Origin of the sequence: Bradyrhizobium dasycarpum (genome assembly GCF_042019905.1) — a bacterium.
GTDB lineage: Bacteria > Pseudomonadota > Alphaproteobacteria > Rhizobiales > Xanthobacteraceae > Bradyrhizobium > Bradyrhizobium japonicum_B.
In genome coordinates this window covers 2,474,445-2,495,495 of sequence record NZ_CP169574.1, presented here as the reverse complement: position 1 = coordinate 2,495,495, position 21,051 = coordinate 2,474,445, and the positions used below count along the sequence as shown (strand labels likewise).

The 21,051-nt window shown below is 66.0% G+C and carries 12 protein-coding genes and 6 pseudogenes; 12 read left to right on the top strand and 6 right to left on the bottom strand.

Annotated features, from left to right (window positions below; all coding sequences use genetic code 11):
• Window positions 1-621: 621 nt before the first annotated feature.
• The 6 genes and pseudogenes from ACETMP_RS12290 to ACETMP_RS12265 form a co-directional block, all read right to left on the bottom strand.
• A pseudogene (locus tag ACETMP_RS12290) lies at window positions 622-2,216 on the bottom strand (MBL fold metallo-hydrolase).
• Window positions 2,213-3,132 (bottom strand): annotated as a pseudogene (locus tag ACETMP_RS12285) (ribose-phosphate diphosphokinase). The pseudogenes ACETMP_RS12290 and ACETMP_RS12285 overlap by 4 nt, the downstream one beginning before the upstream one ends.
• Entirely contained in the window at window positions 3,129-4,670 is a 1,542-nt protein-coding gene (locus ACETMP_RS12280) for a thymidine phosphorylase family protein (protein WP_375161136.1), read from the bottom strand. Before ACETMP_RS12280 ends, ACETMP_RS12285 begins: the two are co-directional and overlap by 4 nt.
• A gap of 97 nt (window positions 4,671-4,767) precedes the next feature.
• Window positions 4,768-4,932 (bottom strand): Flp family type IVb pilin, encoded by a 165-nt coding sequence (locus ACETMP_RS12275; RefSeq protein WP_126256157.1) that lies wholly within the window; start codon window positions 4,930-4,932, stop codon window positions 4,768-4,770.
• A 248-nt stretch (window positions 4,933-5,180) separates the two neighbouring features.
• Window positions 5,181-5,417 (bottom strand): hypothetical protein, encoded by a 237-nt coding sequence (locus tag ACETMP_RS12270; RefSeq protein ID WP_375161135.1) that lies wholly within the window; start codon window positions 5,415-5,417, stop codon window positions 5,181-5,183.
• 59 nt (window positions 5,418-5,476) lie between these two features.
• A pseudogene (locus ACETMP_RS12265) lies at window positions 5,477-6,425 on the bottom strand (Ku protein).
• Window positions 6,426-7,069: 644 nt separating this feature from the next.
• Between ACETMP_RS12265 and ACETMP_RS12260 the strand changes: the two are divergent.
• The 12 genes and pseudogenes from ACETMP_RS12260 (at window position 7,070) to ACETMP_RS12205 (ending at window position 21,049) form a co-directional block, all read left to right on the top strand.
• Window positions 7,070-7,735, top strand: coding sequence for a response regulator transcription factor (locus ACETMP_RS12260; protein WP_375161134.1), 666 nt, complete (start codon window positions 7,070-7,072; stop codon window positions 7,733-7,735).
• A gap of 94 nt (window positions 7,736-7,829) precedes the next feature.
• Window positions 7,830-9,205: pseudogene (locus ACETMP_RS12255) on the top strand (ATP-binding protein).
• Window positions 9,206-9,364: 159 nt separating this feature from the next.
• A pseudogene (locus tag ACETMP_RS12250) lies at window positions 9,365-10,764 on the top strand (hypothetical protein).
• A gap of 98 nt (window positions 10,765-10,862) precedes the next feature.
• Window positions 10,863-11,132, top strand: coding sequence for a hypothetical protein (locus ACETMP_RS12245; protein WP_028135430.1), 270 nt, complete (start codon window positions 10,863-10,865; stop codon window positions 11,130-11,132).
• A 131-nt stretch (window positions 11,133-11,263) separates the two neighbouring features.
• On the top strand, window positions 11,264-12,370 hold the full coding sequence (gene ccmI, locus ACETMP_RS12240; protein WP_375161133.1) for a c-type cytochrome biogenesis protein CcmI: 1,107 nt from the start codon (window positions 11,264-11,266) through the stop codon (window positions 12,368-12,370).
• A 37-nt stretch (window positions 12,371-12,407) separates the two neighbouring features.
• Window positions 12,408-12,932, top strand: a complete 525-nt coding sequence (gene ccmE / locus ACETMP_RS12235) for a cytochrome c maturation protein CcmE (RefSeq protein ID WP_375161132.1) — start codon at window positions 12,408-12,410, stop codon at window positions 12,930-12,932.
• Window positions 12,929-14,911 carry a heme lyase CcmF/NrfE family subunit gene (locus ACETMP_RS12230; protein WP_375161131.1) on the top strand — a complete coding sequence of 661 codons (1,983 nt, stop codon included), beginning with the start codon at window positions 12,929-12,931 and terminating at the stop codon, window positions 14,909-14,911. The genes ccmE and ACETMP_RS12230 overlap by 4 nt, the downstream gene beginning before the upstream one ends.
• Before the next feature lie 4 nt (window positions 14,912-14,915).
• A complete protein-coding gene (locus tag ACETMP_RS12225; protein WP_375161130.1) occupies window positions 14,916-15,398 on the top strand; it encodes a cytochrome c-type biogenesis protein in 483 nt (160 codons plus the stop codon).
• A gap of 128 nt (window positions 15,399-15,526) precedes the next feature.
• Complete coding sequence (locus ACETMP_RS12220; RefSeq protein ID WP_375161129.1) at window positions 15,527-16,870, top strand: methyl-accepting chemotaxis protein; 1,344 nt, start codon at window positions 15,527-15,529, stop codon at window positions 16,868-16,870.
• Between the two features lie 218 nt (window positions 16,871-17,088).
• A pseudogene (locus ACETMP_RS12215) lies at window positions 17,089-18,668 on the top strand (Do family serine endopeptidase).
• Between the two features lie 272 nt (window positions 18,669-18,940).
• Entirely contained in the window at window positions 18,941-19,621 is a 681-nt protein-coding gene (locus ACETMP_RS12210) for a response regulator transcription factor (protein WP_375161128.1), read from the top strand.
• A gap of 201 nt (window positions 19,622-19,822) precedes the next feature.
• Entirely contained in the window at window positions 19,823-21,049 is a 1,227-nt protein-coding gene (locus ACETMP_RS12205; RefSeq protein ID WP_155253387.1) for a TetR/AcrR family transcriptional regulator, read from the top strand.
• Window positions 21,050-21,051 lie beyond the last annotated feature (2 nt).

Sequence of the window (21,051 nt, the reverse complement as noted above, 5' to 3'; positions counted from 1 at the left end):
CTGTGCGTCAAGTCTTGCGGAGATGTGGCGGCCAACCGGTGCGCGCATCACACATCCGCACGGCGACGGGGGCAATAGTGCATCGCTCCCCGGGGAGAGCACGAAGGACACCGTGAAAGCCATCGCGCAGGGAAGGCCGGATGTTCCGGCATCACCTGTCGTCCACCCCGTGCGCTTTTTTGAAGCACACGCGGGACTTCGGGTGCCAGCCGGCGCCCGGCCTTCCCTGCGCCCTTGCCGAGATTGAGGGCGGAAGCGAACAGCAAAGCTCGGGCGAAACAGCCGCGAGGATGCAGAGCCATGTCCATCGCCAAACAACGGTCGCGTGCCCCGGACGCAGCGCAGCGTCTCTTCGACGGTGCGCTGCAGAGCCGGGGCCCATGCATCAGCGGAATGCGCAGCCTTCTGGATCCCGGCTCGGCGCAGCAGCGAAAGCACGCTGCGGCGCGTCCGGGACACGAGAGCGGTGTGCTATGGCGAAACACTCTGTCATTGCGAGGAGCTCTTGCGACGAAGCAATCCAGGATCTAAAGGCCGAGGGATTCTGGATTGCTTCGCTGCGCTCGCAATGACGGAGTCTGTAGAGACGTCGATGCCTATTGCCGCGACTGGCCGCCCCCGCTACGCCTTCTCCTCCAGCGCGCGGCGCAGCCTTCGGATGATGACGCCACGGGCGCGGTCGTCGGCAGCGGCTCCGATCCTGTCGCTGATGTCGAGCACGAGCTCGGACATCTCGTTGTGCCAGTCGAGACGTGTCACGGCCTCCGGCGCGAGCCGCCGGCGGTGATCGACGTCGAGCACGCGCGGCTCCAGCGCGGCGAGCTCGTAGATGTCGTCCAGGATCGGCTGGTAGACCCTGGCCGCCGGAATGATGCGTCCGGCGACGCGCTCGGCGAGTCCCGCGACCGCGCCTTCCTCGCCATGGACCAGGAACAGCCCGCGAGCGATGGGGCGGCGCGCCGCGATCCAGCTGGCCATGCCGGCCCCGTCGGCATGGCCCGAATATTCGTCGATCATGCGGATGCGGGCTGCGACCTTGATCTCCTCGCCCTGGATCCGCACGGCCTTGGTCCCGTTCTGGAGGAAACGGCCGAGCGTGCCGTTGGCCTGGAAGCCGGCGAGCAGCACGGTCGCGCGCTCGTTCCAGAGCCAGCGCTTCAGATGATGGCGGATGCGGCCGGCGTCGCACATGCCGCTCGCGGCGATGATGATGTGGAATCCGGACAGGCGCATGATCGCCTTGCTCTCGTCCGGGGTTTCGGTGAACTTGAGATGCGGAGAGTTGAGCAGGCGGGTGGCGTCGACGGATGGGTCGAGGCTCTCGGAATGCCGGCGGAACACTTCGGTGGCGCGGATCGCGAGCGGCGAGTCGAGGAAGATCGGTGCGGTCGGAATCTCGCCGTGCTCCATCAGGTCAACGAGATCGACGATCAGCTCCTGGGTGCGCTCGACCGCAAAGGCGGGGATCAGCAGCGCGCCGCCGGCCGCCGCGGCGTCGCGTACCTCGGCGGCGAGGTGCTTGCGGCGGAGTGCGGGTGTCGTGGCCTCGCGCACCCGGTCGCCATAGGTCGATTCCGAGATGACGTAATCGAAATCGGTTGGCGCTTCGGGATCGGGCTGCAGCAGCTTGGCCTCCGGCCCGACGTCGCCGGAGAGCAGCACGCGCAGCGGACGCGGCGCGCCGTGCTCGGCGATCTCCAGCTCGATCGAGGCCGAGCCGAGCAGATGGCCGGCGTTCCAGTAGCGCGCGCGGACGCCCGGGATCACGTCGGTCCAGCGTTCATAGTCGACCGCGCGAAACGATTGCAGCGATGCGATCGCATCGGCCTGCGTATAGATCGGGTGCACCTCCTTGCGCCCGCGCGAGGCGTTGCGCCGGTTGAGCTGTGTGACTTCCGATTCCTGGATGCTGCCGGCGTCGGGTAGCATGTAGGAGCAGAGGTCGATCGTGCCGCGCGTTGCCAGGATCGGTCCCTCGAACCCCCTCGCACCAGCTTCGGCAACAGGCCGCTGTGGTCGATATGGGCATGCGTGAGCAGCACGGCATCGATATCGGCGGGACGAAACGGAAAGGCGCCGTAATTGAGCTCCTTCAGCGTCTTCTGGCCCTGGAACAGGCCGCAATCGACCAGGAAGCGGCCGCTTGCGGTCTGGAACAGATAGCTCGCCCCGGTCACGGTGCGGGCGGCACCGCAGAATCGAACGGTAATGCTCATGGAATCGTCTCCGGAAGCTGTGTCGTCGGTAGTTCGGACCGCAAGGCGGCCGCAAGACTCTCGTCGAGCGCAATCGCATTGGTCGGATGCGGCACGCTGTCGGTCGAGCGGATCGACCGGATGCCGGCTTCAGTGAACGCGGGGATCATCGCCGACGGAAACAGCGCGTGCGTCACGACCGCATCGACCGCGGTCGCGCCCATCGCCGCCAGCGCCTTGGCCGCGGCGATCAGCGTCGTGCCGGAAGAGACGATGTCGTCCACCAGCAGCGCGGGCCGTCCCGACAGCAGGCCGGGATCGGCAAAGTCGATCGAAACGGATCGATCGCCATGCCGCGTCTTTCGCGCCATTGTGTGCTGCAAGCGCAGCCGGCGCGCGATGTCGCTCACCCAGGGCTCGGACTCCATGTCGGGTCCGATCACGACGGTCGCGGGGTCGATGCCGCCCGTCGCCAGCGCGTTCGCGATCGCTGGCATGGCGGACAGGTTCTCCGCTTCGATACCTGGAAACACCGACCTGATGTCGGGGGGCGATGCAAATGCGCATCGACGGTGACGACGCGGTCGACGGTTCTTGCGAGCAGACCGCCCACCGCATGCTGGCTGATGGCTTCGCCAGCATGAAAGGCAGCGTCCTGCCGCATGTAGCAGAGATAGGGCGCGACCAGCACCAGCCGCTTCGCGCCGTCGCGCCGCAAGGCCTCCGCGGCGAACAGCAGGGCGATCAGCTTGTCATTGGGTTGATCGAGCGGGGCATAGAGCAGGGTGGTGTCGGCGGCGGGCGCGACGGTGACGCGCAGCTCGCCGTCCGGAAAACGATGCACGACGATCTCGGAGCAGGACAGCCCGAGCCGGGCCGCAAGGCGCCTCGCCGCATCGCGGCCGCCGGGCAATGTCTGGAGCGCGATCGTGCTCACGAGGCCGACTTGCGCTGCGGGGTCTCGTGACCGTTGACGACGTAGCCGGTCTCCTCGGCGGCGGCATCGGCGGCCAGATCATGCTCGGGGCGGTCGAACGTGTAGACGCGATAGAGCGGCTCGCCCTGCTCGACGCGATCGCCGATCTTCTTGAACAGGCGGATGCCGGCGCCCTTGTCGAGCGGCGCGCCGGCGGTGCGGGCGAGGCGGTTCAGACGCAGGCAGTCGATCGCGGACACGGTGCCGTCATGGGAAGCCTCGACGTCGAAGCTGAGCGATCCCAGCTCGTTGCTGCAGGTCGACGGGCCCTGGGCGTCGATGATCTTCTGCATCTGCTTCAGCGCCGCGCCGCTGTCGAGCAATTCGCGCGCCCGCGCATAGCCGGCGCCGCCGCGCAGCTTCGGATCGTACTCCAGCAGATGCGCGGCGAGCCGCAGCGACTTCTCGCGCAGGTCGCGCGGCGCATCGGGCTCGTTGCCGAGCACCGCCATGACGTCAGTGGCCTCGAGCACGGGCCCGATGCCGTTGCCGATCGGCTGGCTTCCGTCGGTCACGATCACCTCGACGGAGCGGCCGAAGCGGTCGCCGACGAATTCGAACAGCTTGCGCAGCCGCATCGCCTCGACGCCGCTGGTGACCTTCGCGGTCGGGCCGACCGGAATGTCGATCAGCAGATGGGTCGAGCCGGCCGCGATCTTCTTGGAGATGATCGAGGCGACCATCTGCTCGCGGGTATCGAGGCTGAGCGGACGTTCGACCGAGATCAGGACGTCGTCGGCCGGCGACAGGTTCACGTGCCCGCCCCAGATCAGGCAGCCGTTGCAGGCCGAGACGATCGCCTTCATCTCCTCGGCGCCGACATTCACCCGCGCCAGAACCTCCATCGTGTCGGCGGTGCCGGCAGGCGAGGTGATGGCGCGCGAGGAGGTCTTGGGGATCGGCAGGCCGTGCGCGGCGACGATCGGCACCACGACCATCGAGGTGCGGTTGCCGGGGATGCCGCCGATGCAATGCTTGTCGACGACGATCGGGGATGGCCACACCAATTGGGTGCCGGCCTGGGCCATCGCCCCGGTGAGGGCGAGCAGCTCGTCGCTGGTGATGAAGCTCGCCGAGCCGATCAGGAAGGCTGCGATCTCCATGTCCGAGTAGCGATAATGGGCGAGGTCGTTGATGATCGCGCCGATCTCGGCCTGGCTCAAGGTTCGCCCGCGGATCTTGGCGCGCACCGCCTCCAGGCTCTCCGGAGGCACGGCCGGCCTGACCGTGACCTGCGTGCCCACGCCTTGCGCGAAGCGCCGGAACGCCGGTTCGGACAGTCCGATCTCGTCCGGTGCCGCCAGCGTATCGTCGTCCGTGATCAGCAGGGTCGCCAGCATGACCTTGTCGCCCTGACGCAGCTCGACGCGGCTGAAGCCGCGGAAGAGCTCGGCGCGCAGCGCCTTCGACTTCCTGGAGAGGACGACGACGTTCTCGCGGCCGGTATCGAGCCGGACCCGGCGGATCTTCAATTGGGAGTGCGAAAGCTCTGGATGCATGGACAGGCCGGCAGCGAGGAAACTCGGCCTTCATGCTTAGACGTGGCGGCGCTGATGCTGTTGACGCAGATCATGGCCGGCCCGACCGCGGCCGGCGTTACTTGATCGCCGTGCTGACCGCGTTGAACTTGCTGTTGAGGAGGGCGCCGCCCGTGTTGTTCACGGCGGTCACGATCGCCAGCGCGATCCCCGCGGCGATGAGGCCGTACTCGATGGCGGTCGCACCATTCTCATCGGCAAGGAAAGACCTAAGCAAACGCATTGCCCAACTCCTGTTCATCCGATCCAACGTATGGTCGCGTCGTCATCGAACTCGTCAATAGATCGAATAAGCTTGGTGCGCCAAAAATTAAGCCCGCGCGATCGCGCCTCCGCTGATACGACGGCAGTCATTAAATTAGGGTTCCGCCGGTGCATCCAAATGGATTCAAATCGGCAGGCCCTCGCCGTCGCATCGGGAGGAGGGTGCCGCTTAACGGATTGTTGAGGCTGTTTGCCGGCCCAGCGCGTTCATCGGCGCCGGCCGGGCGCGTTCAGGGCCCGCAACATGGCGATACGGGCGAACATCACCCAGCCGCCGCCCGTCTCGGCCGCATTGATCAGGGTTTCGACGGCGGTCTGCCAGTGCGCCTCGCGCTGGGCGTCCTCGGGCAGCTGCATGATGTAGTCCGCCGCGTCCTGGAGTGTGAGCAGCGTGCGCTTGCTGCTCACGCGAACGGGATCGTCGAACGCCGTCGACCAGGGCATGTCAGGCGGCCCGATCCGCGAGGAGTGACATCACGGCGTGATTGCAGGATGCGGCGCTGTCAGCCCGCCTTCTTCGCCCGCGCCGGCGCGCGGACCGGCTTGTCGGCGGCCTTCCTCGGAGCTTCCTTCGCCTTCGCCGCAGCATCCTTGCCGCCCTTGCCGGATATCGGCAGCAGCATCTCGCGCTGGCCCTCGACGCGTTTCTTCGGCTTCTTGGCCTTGGCCTCCTTGGCGACCTTCGCTGCGGGCGCTGTGTCCTTCTCGTTTGCGATGCTCTTCTTCAGCGCATCCATCAGGTTGATGACGTTGCCGCCGGTCTTCGGCGCCGGCTTGGCTGCGATCGGCATGCCGCTGCGCTTCTTGTTGATGAGATCGATCAGGGCGGTCTCGTAATGATCCTCGAACAACTCCGGCTCGAACGCGCCGGACTTCTTCTCGACGATGTGCCTGGCGAGGTCGAGCATGTCCTTGGTCAGCTTCACGTCCTGGATGTCGTCGAAATATTCCGTCTCGCTGCGGACCTCGTAGGGGTAGCGCAGCAGCGTGCCCATCAGCCCGCTCTCGAGGCGGCTCGAGCGCGATGATGTGCTCGCGGTTGGTCAGCACCACGCGGCCGATGGCGACCTTGTTCATGCTGCGGATGGTCTCGCGGATCACGGCATAGGCGTCGTGCCCGACCTTGCCGTCCGGCACGAGATAATAGGGGCGGATCAGATACCGGTTGTCGATGTCGGTCTTCGGCACGAACTCGTCGATCTCGATCGTATGCGTGGAATCGAGCGCGATCTCGTCGAGCTCGTCCTTGGTGACCTCGATGTAGGTGTCGGTGTCGACCTTGTAGCCCTTGATGATGTCCTCGGAGGTCACCTCGTCGCCGGTCTCGGCGTCGACCTTGAGGTACTTGATCCGGTGGCCGGTCTTGCGGTTGATCTGGTTGAAGGAGACCTTCTCGGTATCCGAAGTGGCCGGATAGAGCGCAACCGGGCAGGTTACGAGCGACAGACGCAGAAAACCCTTCCAATTGGCGCGGGGGCCATGGGCTACTCCAAACGCAACAGGGACAGACTTATGAGGATACCATCGGGGAACAACAGAATCAAAGCAAGGTCGGTTGCTGAATCTTCCAACTGCGTTAACCGGCGGCTGCGCCCTGCTGTCGCTGCCCGATCCGGGCGCAAAAGCCGGAACATCATATCCCATCACGCGTTGGCCCTGACATCAGCTGCGAGGAGGTCGCGGCTAAACGGAAGCGACATCCAGATTGAGGGCATCATGGCAACCACGCGAGAGCAGCGTCAGATCGTGGAAACTCCGACCGAGGCGCGCCAGGGCGAGCCCGGGCCTTCGGTGGCGGCGCTGCTCGCCATTTCGACCGGCCTTGCGATCCTGATCCTCGCCGTCGTCTGGTTCGTGTTCTTCCGGACCTGACGGCCGACGGGAAGGCGAACTCTTCAAACCCGCCGCGGGTACGCGGCACATTGCGCCCGCCCTGCTGCCGGTCCGTCCGGCCGCAGGGCGGGCGCAGTCGCGTCGGCTATCGACATGCTATATGACCAAAAAGTAACGCGGCAGGTTCCCCGCGTTCATATTCAGTTCACTCCGGAATTGCTCATCTGGTGCAGTGTTGTCGTGGTCTATTGCTGGAGAGAAGCGTGCGCCTGCTCGTTGTTGAGGACGACCCTGATCTCAATCGCCAGCTCACCAAGGCGCTGACAGACGCCGGCTATGTCGTCGATCGGGCCTTCGACGGGGAGGAGGGGCACTATCTCGGCGACAACGAGCCGTATGATGCCGTTGTGCTCGACATCGGCCTGCCGAAGAAGGACGGCATCTCGGTGCTGGAGGCTTGGCGCCGCAACGGCCGTACCATGCCGGTCCTGATCCTCACCGCACGCGACCGCTGGAGCGACAAGGTGCAGGGGTTCGACGCCGGCGCCGACGACTACGTCGCAAAACCGTTCCACCTGGAGGAAGTGCTGGCGCGCATCCGCGCGCTGTTGCGCCGCTCCACCGGCCATGCCCAGAGCGAGCTCAGCTGCGGTCCCGTCACGCTCGATACCAGGACGGGCCGGGTCAGCGTGTCGGGCAATCCGATCAAGATGACCTCGCACGAATATCGGCTTCTGGCCTACCTGATGCACCATTCCGGGCGGGTGGTCTCCCGGACCGAGCTGGTCGAGCATCTCTACGACCAGGACTTTGACCGCGACTCCAACACCATCGAGGTGTTCGTCGGCCGCATCCGCAAGAAGCTCGATGTCGACATCATCCAGACCGTCCGCGGCCTCGGCTATCTCCTGACCCCGCCGACCGCCTGACGCGTTCCGGGGCTTGACGGACTGCCCGACAGGGGCCTTGGTCCGGTCATGACCGCCGACGCCCTGCCATCCTGCGCCTCCCGGGATATTTCCGATGGCCGCTAGCTCACTTGCCAACCGGCTGTTCCTGTCGGCGACCGCCTGGCTCGTGGTGATCCTGGCCATTACCGGCGTGGTGCTGTCGTCGGTCTACAAGGACGCCACCGAGCGCGCCTTCGACCGCCGGCTCAACCTCTATCTGCGCACCCTGATCGCCGAGGTCGCGACCCCCGACGAACCGCCGGATCGCCAGTTCCAGTCGCTGGGCGAGCCCCTGTTCGAGCTGCCGCTGTCGGGCTGGTACTGGCAGATCACGCGGACCGACACCGAAAAGCCGGAAGTGCGCTCCTCGCGCTCGCTCTGGGACAAGAAGCTGCCGAAGTTGGAGGAGCAGGGCGCCGAGCTCACCGCGGCCGGCATTCGCCTTGCCTATGTCGACGGCCCCGAAGGGCAGAACCTGCGCATGGTCGAGCGGCCGGTCGATCTCGGCGCCGACGGCAAGTTCCTGGTCAGCGTCGCCGGCGATGACACCGAGATTTTCGACGAGACGCGCAGCTTCGACTATTATCTCGGCGGCACCTTCACCGCGCTCGGCATCGTGCTGCTGCTGACGACCGTGTTCCAGGTCCGTTTCGGCCTGGCGCCGCTCAAGCGCATCTCGGAATCGATCGCCGACATCCGCTCCGGGCGGGCGGAGCGGCTCGAGGGCGAATTCCCGGTCGAGATCGCGCCATTGGCACGCGAGACCAACGCGCTGATCGACGCCAATCGCGAGATCGTCGAGCGTGCGCGCACCCATGTCGGCAATCTCGCCCACGCGATCAAGACGCCGCTCTCGGTCATCGTCAATGAGGCCGGCGCCCACCTTGCCGATCCTTTCGCGGCCAAGGTGATGGAGCAGGCGGACGTGATGCGCGACCAGGTCGCCCATCATCTGGAGCGCGCCCGCATCGCCGCGCGGGTTTCCGTGGTCGCGACTGTGACGGAGGTGGCGCCCGCGATCGAGGCGCTGCGGCGGACCATGGAGAAGATCCATCGCCATCGCGGCATCCTGGTCGAGGCCAAGGCCGATCCGTCGGCGAAATTTCGCGGCGAGCGCCAGGATCTGGAGGAGATGGTCGGCAATCTCGTCGACAATGCCTGCAAATGGGCGGTCTCGCGCGTTTTCATCGAGGTCCTGGTGGATCCGCCGCCCCAGGCGGGGGCGGGCCCCGGCTGCGGATCGTCGTCGACGACGACGGCCGCGGCCTGTCGGAGGCCGAGCGCGCCCAGGTCTCCCGGCGCGGCCAGCGGCTCGACGAGTCCAAGCCCGGCTCGGGATTGGGGCTGGCGATCGTGACCGACCTCGCCGCGCTCTACGGCGGCAGCCTCTCGCTCGGCGGCGCGCCGACCGGCGGCCTGCGCGCCGAGCTGATCCTTCCGGGAATATAATCCGTTGTTCCGGCGTGGATTTTCGCCCTCGCCAAGGGCCGGCCGACACCAACCAGGGGAATTCGGCCCGACTTCCTAAACGGCTTCTTAAGTGGGCCCTTCTATGATCGCGCCCGGACGCATCCATGTCCGCGATTTTACCGTGCATTACCCGGGCGCATGAGCCAGACATCGATCGAGCGGCTGAGGGAATATCTCGCGCAGCTCCCGCCGCAGGCGCAGGCGCTGCTGATGCGGGAGTTCGAGCGCGCGCTCGAGCGCGGCCAGGACACGGCAGTTGCGACCCTCGTGCTCGAGCAGTTGCGCAAGATCGTCCGCAAGACCGAAGCCGATGAAGCCCCGCCGCCGCGCACGGACGATCTGTCGCGGCTGCTGTTCCAGGTGCTGGAACCGTTCCTGGTCGAAGCGGGCGTCCCGATCCGGGTCGGCCAGATCGCCGCTCCTCGCTCCAGCCGATCTGGCAATGGCTCGGCCGCGACGGCGCGCCGGCCAAGATCAACGAATTCGAGGCCGCGCTAGCCCGCATGCCCGCCGACAGTGCGGGGCAGGTCGAGGCCTTGGCACTGAAGCTGCAGGCCGCGGCTGCGGACGCCATTTTCGCGCTGACGGGTCCCGGCGGCGGCGACAAATCGCGGGCGCTGGCCCGGGTCGGCCCGCCCAACGTGATCGAGGACCTCTATTCGATCGGAGCGGTGCTCCAGGTCCGCGAAGCCATCGCCAGCCTGAACGAGAAGCTGCCGCGGACCTTGCGCGCGTTCGGCGATCCCCAGATCGCCTCGGTGACGTCGGCGCTCAACATTCCGGTGCTGCAGACGCCGCAGATGCTGCCCTTCGCGCTGTCGGTCGTGGTGCAGCGGATGACCGCGCCGTGGCAGATCATTCGCCTTGCCATCAAGATCGCCGCCTCCGACGACGAGATCCGCGTCGCGGCGACGCCTTACGGCGCCGCCGTCACGATCGCGCTGCACGATCTGTCCTGTGTCGCGGCGACCTTGCGCATGGACATCAAGCGCGGCCATTTCGACAATGTGGCCGGCAATCTCAAGACGTTGCATGACGGCGTGCGCGGCCTGCGCACCGAGCTCGACCTGCGCAACGATTCCGCCTGGGGCAGGCAGCTGACCTCGATCCGGGCCGACATCTCCAATGCGCTGCAATCCGAGATCGACAGCGTTCCCGGCCGGGTGCGCCGCATCCTGCGCCAGCGGCCCGAGAAGGACATTCCGCCGGGGGCGCGGATCGACGGCACCGAGGTGGAAGAGACCGTGGCGCTGATCGATTTCGTCGCGACCTGCCGCAATTATGCGAGCGAGCTTGCGATCAACGAGGTGACGCTGCGCACCTATTCCGATCTCCAGCAATATGTCGAACGCTCGACCGAGCAGCTGGTGCAGTCGTTGCGCGCCGCCGATCACAAGGTCCGCACCTATCGGCAGCAGCAGGTGGATGCCGCGATCTGCTTCTGCCAGGTGCTGTTTGGCGACGATTATGCCTCGCTAATGAGCCGCGCCGCGCAAAACGCCGCGACGGGTGAGCGCAAATCGTCGCGCGCGAGCTGAATAAGCGCATTTTTTCGTGATCACAATTTCTGGTTGACGGTGGCGGTGGCGGGCCGTACGGTCCCCGTGGAAATCCGGGGACCATCTATTTGTGGCGCATGAAACCCGTCATCAGCTCGATCGAAATTGAGAACCGCGTCGTCGTTGCCAAGTATCAAAGGCTGATGGTCGGCGCCAAAGTGGTGCTGGTCGAGAAGGCAAGCGGCCGGCAATGGTCCGAGACCATCACGCGGGTTGCGTCGCCGGTTCCCGTGGGCGCGCTGCGCATCAGATTGCCGGAGGCCGTTACGCCGGGAACGTACTTCCTGAAGGCCTTCAACGGCCACGGCGAGCAGGCCGCGCAAAGTGCGGATTTCGAGATCGGCTAAGCCGTTGGATCTGCATCGCTTCGAGACGGCGTAGGGTCGCGCCGAATTGACAATTGTCAATTGCCGCATCGTCCGGCCGTGGTGTAAAGGCACCTATGGGCGCAGTTCGTGCGCTGCCGGAAGCTTGCCAGATGACGCTATGGTTCGTGTTCGCGCTGATGACGGTCGCGGCGATTTTCGCCGTGCTGTGGCCGCTTGGCCGCACCGGACGCGCGCAAGATCAGGGTAGCGAGGTCGTCGTTTACAAGGACCAGTTGGCCGAGATCGAGCGTGATCTCGCCGCAGGCTCGATTCCGGCGCCCGATGCGGAAGCCGCGCGCATCGAGATCAGCCGCAGACTGCTTGCCGCGGCCGCCAGCGAGCCCGCGATGGCAGCGACGTCGAGCGTGACATGGCGCCGCGTGGCAGCCGTGCTGGCGCTCGCCGGCCTGCCGCTCGTTGCGATCGGCGTCTACATGCCGCTCGGCTCGCCGAAGCTTCAGGACTTTCCGCTGGCGCAACGGGAGCGCGTGCCGGGCAAGGCGCAGTCGCTCGAGAATCTCGTCGCACAGGTCCAGCAGCACCTGGAGAAGAATCCGACCGACGGCCGCGGCTGGAACGTGCTGGCGCCGGTGCTGCAGCGGCTCGGCCGTTTCGACGATGCGGTGCGCGCCTATCGCAACTCGCTCACCTACAATGGCGAAAGTGCGGAGCGCCGGGCCGATCTCGGCGAAGCGATCGCGGCCGCCGCCGGCGGCGTGGTGACCGCCGAGGCCAAGACCGAGTTCGAGCGGGCCCATGCGCTGGACGCGGACGATCCCAAGGCCAATTACTTTCTCGGCCTCGCCGCCGAGCAGGACGGCCGCAAGGACGATGCAGCCAATATCTGGCGCGGGCTGCTTGCGAAAGCGCCCGCCGATGCGCCCTGGCGCGCCCTGGTGCAGACCTCGCTGGCGCGGGTCGGCGGAGGCGGCACGATGCCGGCGCTGTCCGATGAGACGATTGCCGCGTCCAAGGACATGGCCGAAGGCGATCGCAACGCAATGGTGCGGGGCATGGTTGAACGTCTGGCCACCCGGTTGAAGCAGAACGGCGACGACGTCGAGAGCTGGCTGCGCCTGGTGCGCGCCTATCTCGTGATGGGCGAGCGGGACAAGGCGATGGGAGCGTCGGCCGACGCCCGGCAGGCGGTGGCCAGCGATGGCGAGCGGCTTCGTCAGCTCAACGAAGGTCTCAGGACGCTCGGGCTCGGCGGATGACGATGTCGGGACGACAGAAGCGGAGAACGGATCAGCCATGACGCGCAAGCAGCGACGTATGACCATCATCGGCGGCTCGCTCGCCGTGCTCGTGCTCGCGGCCGCGCTGGTGCTCAACGCCCTTCGCGATTCCATCGTGTTCTTCTCGACGCCAACCATGGTCGCCGAGAAGCACGTCGAGCCGGGCAAGCGGTTTCGTCTCGGTGGGCTGGTGCAGCCCGGCTCGCTGCAGCGTGGGGACAATCTCGCGGTGACCTTCGAGGTCGCCGACGGCAACGCCAAGCTGCCGGTGGCCTACAAGGGCATTCTGCCCGACCTGTTCCGCGAGGGGCAGGGCGTCGTTGCCGAAGGTGCGCTCGATGCCAACGGCGTGTTCAAGGCCGATACCGTGCTTGCCAAGCACGACGAGACCTACATGCCCAGGGACGTCGCCGATGCCCTGAAGAAGCAGGGGCACTGGAAGGACGATTACGGCGGCAAGCCCGCAGACGCCGGCAAGACGTCTGATGCGGGCAAGCCGGCGACGACGGCACAGGGCAATCCGCAAGGAGCAGTGCGGTGATCGCAGAAACCGGACATTACGCCCTGGTGCTCGCGCTTGGGCTCGCATTGATCCAGTCGATCGTACCCCTGATCGGCGCGCGCCTGCGCGACGCAGCGCTCATGAACGTGGCGCGCTCCGCGGCGCTGGCGCAGCTTCTGTTCGTCGGCGCTTCGTTCACGGCTCTCGTGATGCTGCACGTGAACTCGGATTTCTCGGTCGCCAACGTCTACGAGAATTCCCACTCGATGAAGCCGCTGCTCTACAAGATCACCGGCGTCTGGGGAAACCATGAAGGCTCGATGCTGTTGTGGGTGTCGATCCTCGCACTGTTCGGCGGGCTGGTCGCCGCCTTCGGCAACAATCTGCCGCTATCGTTGCGCGCGCACGTGCTCGCCGTCCAGGCCTGGGTCGCCAGCGCGTTCTATCTCTTCATCCTCGTGACCTCGAACCCGTTCCTGCGTATCGCCAGCCCGCCGATCGAGGGACGCGATCTCAATCCGGTGCTTCAGGACATCGGGCTCGCCGTGCATCCGCCGATGCTCTATCTCGGCTATGTCGGTTTCTCGATCTCGTTCTCCTTCGCCATCGCGGCGCTGATGGAGGGACGGATCGACGCGGCCTGGGCGCGCTGGGTGCGGCCGTGGACGCTGGTCGCCTGGATCTTCCTGACGCTCGGCATCGCCATGGGCTCGTACTGGGCCTATTACGAGCTCGGCTGGGGCGGCTGGTGGTTCTGGGATCCGGTCGAGAACGCCTCGCTGATGCCGTGGCTCTCCGGCACCGCGCTGCTGCATTCGGCGCTGGTGATGGAGAAGCGCAACGCGCTGAAGGTCTGGACCATCCTGCTCTCGATCCTGACCTTCTCGCTGTCGCTGCTCGGCACCTTCCTGGTGCGATCGGGCGTCATCACTTCGGTGCACGCCTTCGCCACCGATCCCACCCGCGGCGTGTTCATTCTGCTGATCCTCTGCCTGTTCATCGGCGGCAGCCTGTCGCTGTTCGCGGGCCGCGCCACTTCGTTGAAGCAGGGCGGCCTGTTCGCGCCGATCTCGCGCGAGGGCGCGCTGGTCCTGAACAATCTGCTGCTCACGGTCGCCTGCGCCGTCGTGCTGTTCGGCACGCTCTATCCGCTGGCGATGGAGATGCTCGCCGACTTCAAGATGTCGGTCGGTGCACCGTTCTACAACCTGACCTTCGGGCCGCTGTTTGCCCTGTTGCTGCTGGCCGTGCCGTTCGGGCCGATGCTGGCGTGGAAGCGCGGCGACCTGCTCGGCGTCACGCAGCGCCTGCTCGCTGCGGGCGTCGCCGGCCTCGCCGCCGTCGCCATCGCCTGGGGCTGGGCGACCGGCGGCAGCACGCTGGCGCCGCTCGCGATCGGGCTTGGCGTCTTCGTCATCGCCGGCGCGGTCACCGACATCGTCGAGCGGACCGGCCTCGTGCGGCTGCCGTTCGCAACCGTACTGCACCGGGCGCGCGGCCTGCCGCGCTCGGCCTGGGGCACCGCGTTTGCGCATGCCGGCCTCGGCGTGGCGCTGATCGGGATCGTCTGCGAGACCACCTGGAACAGCGAATATATCGCGACGATGAAGCAGAACGAGGTCGCCCACATCGCCGGCTTCGACGTGAAGCTCGACGGCGTGCTGCAGCGTCAGGGGCCGAACTACCGGGAGATGATCGCCGAGTTCAACGTCAGCCGCGACGGCGCGCCGCTCAGCGTCATGACGCCGTCCAAGCGCAGCTTCACCACCCGCGGCTCCTCGACCACCGAGGCCGCATTGCTGACCCGCGGCGCGAGCCAGCTCTATGTCTCGCTCGGCGACGCCAACGCGGAGGGCGCCATTGCCGTGCGCATCTATTACAAGCCGATGGTGCTCCTGATCTGGTGGGGGCCGGTGCTGATGGCGTTCGGCGGCGTGCTCTCCCTGTCCGACCGGCGCCTGCGGGTCGGCGCGCCGAAGCCGGCGCGGGCCAAGCAGCGCCTCCAGCCGGCGGAGTGATCCGATGCGCCGGATCATGGCCGCGTTCGCCCTGCTGATGCTGCTGGCTTTGCCTGCGGCCCACGCGGTGCAGCCCGACGAGATCATGTCGGATCCCGCCAAGGAAGCCCGTGCGCGCGAGCTGTCGCGCGAGCTGCGCTGCATGGTCTGCCAGAACCAGTCGATCGACGATTCCGATGCGCCCCTGGCGCGCGACCTGCGGCTCCTGGTGCGCGAGCGCATTGGCGCCGGGGACAGCAATTCGCAGGTGCTCGACTTCCTGGTCGCGCGCTACGGCGAGTTCGTGCTGCTGAAGCCGCGCTTCGAGCGTCAAAACGCGCTGCTGTGGCTGCTCGGACCGCTGCTGCTGATCGGGGGCGGCGTGGCGTTGTGGCTGCAAATCCGTCGTCGCGCCCATGGCGGTGCAGACGTACCTGCGCCACCGTTGACGGCCGACGAACGGGCGAAGCTCGCCGCCTTGATGTCCGACGAGACCAAATCTCCGTAGCGACGCGACCGTCGTCATGGCCACGTAGTCCTACGTAGACCGCCGCCTCGCTGCCGCGCGGTTCATGGTATTTTGACCTTTGTCTGGAAGCTTGTCGCGAGCTTCTAATCCAGACTCTGAGTCCCCCGATGTTCGCGAACAGCAATCTGACGATCCGCTTCCTGGTCGGCGCCGTCGTCGCTGCACTCTTGTTCTTGCTGGGCATCGGCGGTGGCACCGGCTTCGTTGCGGTGCTCTATCTCAACAACGAGATCACCAGCCTGTCCTCGAATTTCGCCGCGCTGAGCGGCCCCGCGCGCGACCAGGCCATGCAGATCTATCAGCAGGCGCAGGCCGCGTTCTCCTACTTCCTGGTCGCCTGCGGCGTGATCGCCGTCGTCGCCTTCGCGATCTGCCTCACGACCTGGTTTGCCGTCCGCAACGGCATTCTCAATCCGCTGGCCGCGATCGTCCATGCGATGCGCGAGGTCGCCGACCAGAAGTTCGAGACGCCGGTTCCGGGGCTCGGTCGCACCAACGAGATCGGCCTGCTTGCCGGTGCGCTGGAGGTGTTCAAGACCAACGGCATCGAGCGGCGCCAGCTCACCGAACGGCAGCTGCACGAAGCGCAGCACCAGGCCGAGCGATCGAAATTCCTGGACGACCGGATCAAGCGCTTCAACGATCTCGTCGCGAGCGTCGTCGACAGCGTGGCGTCATCGGCGGTGCACCTGAAGAGCAACGCCGAGACGCTGTCGCGGACGGCCAACGACACCAGCACCAAGGCCAATGCGGTGGCGAGCGCCGCGAGCCTGGCCAGCGCCAGCGTGCAGACGGTGGCAGGTTCTGCCGGGGAGATGACGAATTCGATCGGCACGATCAGCCGCCGCGTCACGGACGCGACCCAGCGCGCCGAAGGCGCGGCGTCCGAGGCGGAGAGGAGCCGCGACACCATCCACATGCTATCGGATGCAGCCGACAAGATCGGCGAGGTCGTCCAGCTGGTGCAGGCGATCGCATCGCAGACCAATCTCTTGGCGCTGAACGCCACCATCGAGGCGGCACGGGCAGGGGAGGCCGGCAAGGGGTTTGCGGTGGTCGCCTCCGAGGTGAAGAATCTGGCGCATCAGACCAGCAAGGCGACGGAGGAGATCACCTCTCACGTCGCCAGCATTCAGGGCATCACCGCGCAGACGCGCGACGCGATCGACGGCATCTCCAAGACGCTGTCGGAGATCTCGTCCATCATGTCCGGCATTGAGATCGACACCTCGCAGCAGCGCAACGCGACGCAGGAGATCACGCGTAGCGCCCAGGACGCAGCGCGCGGCACCCTCGACGTCTCCAACCATATCGTCCAGATCACCTCGACCTCCGCGGAGACCGGCCGCATGGCCGCAGAGGCGCGGGATTCCGCCGTTGATCTGTCGCAGCAGGCCGAAACCTTGAAGCGCGAAGTCGACGAGTTCATCGTCAGCGTCAGAGCGAGCTGAAGCGCGCAAAAAGCCCGTCCCGCGCCATCTCGGGAACTGGCGTTAAGTTCCTGTGGAATCACAATTTTCGGCTGCGCTGAACTGCCGCATCTGCGTTGCGGCTTCATTACGAAAGTTTAACCCCGCCGCCAGCGCACGGTAAGGCGGGAGCCCCCATCTTCAGGTCCGTAAGATGCCCTCAGGCATCACATGGATTTCAAGGCCCTGGAGATCTCTGCATGACCGACCGTATCGACCTCTCGAACCTTCCGTCCTACCGGCAGCCGCGCCGGTCGGTGTTCTCCGCGCGCAGGCTCGCGCTGATGGCCTCGGTTGTCGCCGGCCTTGGCGCCGCCGTCTATGGCTTTGGCACGTCGACCTCGCCGGCCGACCTGTTCTCGAGCCCGGCGCATGCGCAGGTCAACAACGAGGTCCGCAAGGTCGAGCGTCCCATCGGCTTCGCCGACGTTGTCGAGCGCGTGAAGCCGTCGGTGATCTCGGTGAAGGTCAACATGAAGGAAAAGACCGCGAGCAACGATGACGGCGACGATTCCTCCTCGCCGTTCCAGCCGGGCTCACCGATGGAGCGATTCTTCCGCCGCTTCGGTGGTCCGGAGGGTTTCCCCCGGGCATGAAGGGCGGCCGCGGCCGCGTCGTGCAGGGCCAGGGTTCCGGCTTCTTCATCTCGGCTGACGGCTTTGCCGTGACCAACAATCACGTGGTCGACGGCGCCGACAAGGTCGAGGTCACCACCGACGAGGGCAAGACCTACACCGCCAAGGTGATCGGCACCGACCAGCGCACCGACCTCGCCTTGATCAAGGTCGAGGGCAGCTCGAGCTTCCCGTTCGCCAAGCTCGCCGACAGCAAGCCGCGAATCGGCGACTGGGTGCTCGCCGTCGGCAATCCCTTCGGTCTCGGCGGCACCGTGACCGCGGGCATCGTTTCGGCCAGCGGCCGCGACATCGGCAACGGTCCCTATGACGATTTCATCCAGATCGACGCGCCTGTGAACAAGGGCAATTCCGGCGGTCCGGCCTTCGACACCAACGGCGAGGTGATGGGCGTCAACACCGCGATCTACTCGCCCTCCGGCGGCAGCGTCGGCATCGCCTTCTCGATTCCGGCGAGCACGGTGAAGAGCGTGGTCGCCCAGCTCAAGGACAAGGGCTCGGTCAGCCGCGGCTGGATCGGCGTGCAGATTCAGCCCGTGACTTCCGACATTGCCGACAGCCTCGGCATGAAGAAGGCCGAAGGCGCGCTGGTGGCGGAGCCGCAGGCGAACGGTCCGGCCGCGAAGGCCGGCATCGAATCCGGCGACGTGATCACGGCGGTCAACGGCGAATCCGTCAAGGACGCGCGCGAGCTGGCCCGCACCATCGGCGGCATGGCGCCCGGCGCGACCGTGAAGCTCAACGTGCTGCACAAGGGCCAGGACAAGGTCGTCAACCTCACGCTCGGCCAGTTGCCGAACACGGTCGAGGCCAAGGCCGACAACGACAATGACAGCGGCAAGGGTGCGAGCAAGGGCACCGATGTCCCCAAGCTCGGCATGACTGTCGCCCCCGCCAATTCGGTGGCCGGCGCGGGCAAGGAAGGCGTCGTCGTCACCCAGGTCGATCCGAAGAGCGCCGCGGCTGAACGCGGCTTCAAGGAAGGCGACGTGATTCTGGAAGTCGGCGGCAAGAGCGTCGCCACCGCCGGCGAAGTCCGCGATGCCATCAACACGGCGCGGACCGACAACAAGAACAGCGTCCTGATGCGCGTGAAGAGCGGCGGCCAGTCGCGCTTCGTCGCGGTGCCTCTCGCCAAGGGGTAAGCCTTCAGGAGGCTCTCGAGATGAAGGGTGTCGCCGGCATCAGTCGCCCGCCGCCGGCGCCCTTCGGGGAAGCAGCGTAACAATCGCTTCCCCCTGCTACCTTCCGGTGGAAAAACGCCCCCCTCCGTCGGAAGGCCTAGGGCGGTGAAGTCCCCCCAGCTTCACCGCCCGCCTTTTTCTCCATGCCAGCGTCTCCCCCTCGGCTTGCATGGGATCGCCGCTCGCGCCATGTTTAGAGAAGGTTGACCTCCTTGACCGCCGCCGAATGCACGATGCGCCTCCTCATCATCGAAGACGACCGCGAATCCGCCGACTACCTCGTGAAGGCGTTTCGCGAGGTCGGACACATTGCCGACCACGCCGCCGACGGCGAGGAGGGCCTCGTCATGGCCGAGAGCGGCGATTACGACGTGCTGGTGGTCGACCGCATGCTGCCCAAGCGCGACGGCCTCTCGCTGATCGGCGCGCTGCGCGACAAGGGCAACACGACGCCGGTGCTGATTCTCTCCGCGCTCGGACAGGTCGACGACCGCATCAAGGGTCTGCGCGCCGGCGGCGACGATTATCTGCCGAAGCCCTATTCCTTCGCCGAGCTGCTGGCCCGGGTCGAGGTGCTGTCGCGCCGCCGCGGCGGGCCCGCCGAGGACACGCTCTACCGCGTCGGCGATCTCGAGCTCGACCGGCTCTCGCATCGCGTCGCCCGCGGCAAGGACGAGCTGACCCTGCAACCGCGCGAATTCCGCCTGCTCGAATATCTCATGAAGCATGCCGGCCAGGTGGTGACGCGCACCATGCTCCTGGAGAACGTCTGGGACTATCATTTCGATCCGCAGACCAACGTGATCGACGTGCACATCTCGCGGCTGCGCTCCAAGATCGACAAGGGATTCGAGCGGCCGCTGCTGCACACGATCCGCGGCGCCGGATACATGATCCGCGACGGGATGCGATAAGGCGAGCTCGCCCGTTGCGCCGATCGACTTGCGGCGAGCTAGCGCCTGCAATCGTCGGCTGCGTCACCGGCCTGCTGCTCCTGCCCGGACGTTGTCGGACGACATTGGCCGACCTCCTCATCGGATGGCAAGAATACCCGACGTGTGGTAGGGGACATCCACCTGGATGAATCCGTCCCCGATCAGGAAGGATATTCAAGCTTGCAAGTCGCCGCCTTCCCGTCCGACCGAGCTGAAGAGATCCTCGTGTCGGCTTCCAGGCTCTTTGCCCGCCATAGCTATGCGAACGTGACGATGGAGCAGGTCGCAGCCTCGGTGCGATCGGTGCCGGGGGCGCTGTACCACTATTTCCGCGACAAGGAAGACCTGATCTTTCACTGCTACCTGCGCGGCCTTGCGCTCTACAGGCACGAAATCGAGACCGCGGCCGAACCCGGGATCGACGGGCTCGAGGTCGTCAGGCGATTTATACGTGCCCGGCTGCGGCCTGAAGGCCAGCGCATGATCCTGTTCACCGACATCGATGCACTGGCCGCGTCCTACAGCAACGATGTGCATGCCAGGCGTTGGCAGAATGCCGCGCTGCTGGCCGGCATTCTGAAGCGTGGCGTTGCCGACGGCTCGATAGCCTGCGAGGAGCCGCTCCTGACGGCCGTCGCCCTCATCTCCATCCTGGATTGGGTTCCGTTCTGGTTCTCCGAGCGCGACTATTATTCGCGCCAGCAGGCGATTGATGCGATTGATGACATCATCACGCATGGAGTTTATCGGCGTGAGATTGCCTTGCCGGACATGCCTGAAGCGCCGAGCCTGGCACCGTTTCTCCAGTCCCGCTCCAAATTGAACAAGCGCGCCGCGAAGCTGGACAGGATGCTCTCGATTGCCTCTGACAGTTTCAACCGAAGGGGAGCGTCCGGCACATCACTCGAGAGCATCGCGGCGGACGCCGGCATGACCCGTGCCGGCATCTACTATCATTTCAGCGAAAAAGAGCGCCTCTTGCTGGCTTGCTTGCGAAGAGGCCTAGCCGGCGAGATCGGCATTCGAGAGCATTTGCAGGACCTCGGGCTCGGGCCGTTCGATTATGTCGTTCAGAGAGTGCGTCTGTTGTTGATGCTGCACGACACGCCTTGCGGGCCCAAGGCGACCTACCACAACATCAACTATCTCAACGACGTTGACCGGAAGCACTATGTCGGGCAGGTGCTTGCGACGATCGGGCAGGACCAGAGAAATCATCAGCGCTGGATCGATGAAGGATATTTCCGGAGCGTCGACACCCACTTCGCCGAACGCGTTCTGACTGGAATGGGCCACTGGTACCCGATCTGGTTCAGGGGCGAGCGGAGCTGGTCTCCGATGCAGATTGCCGATCATTTTTCGCGGCTGTTTCTCGCGGGACTCAAGCCGCGTCGCGGGGTGGTATAAAG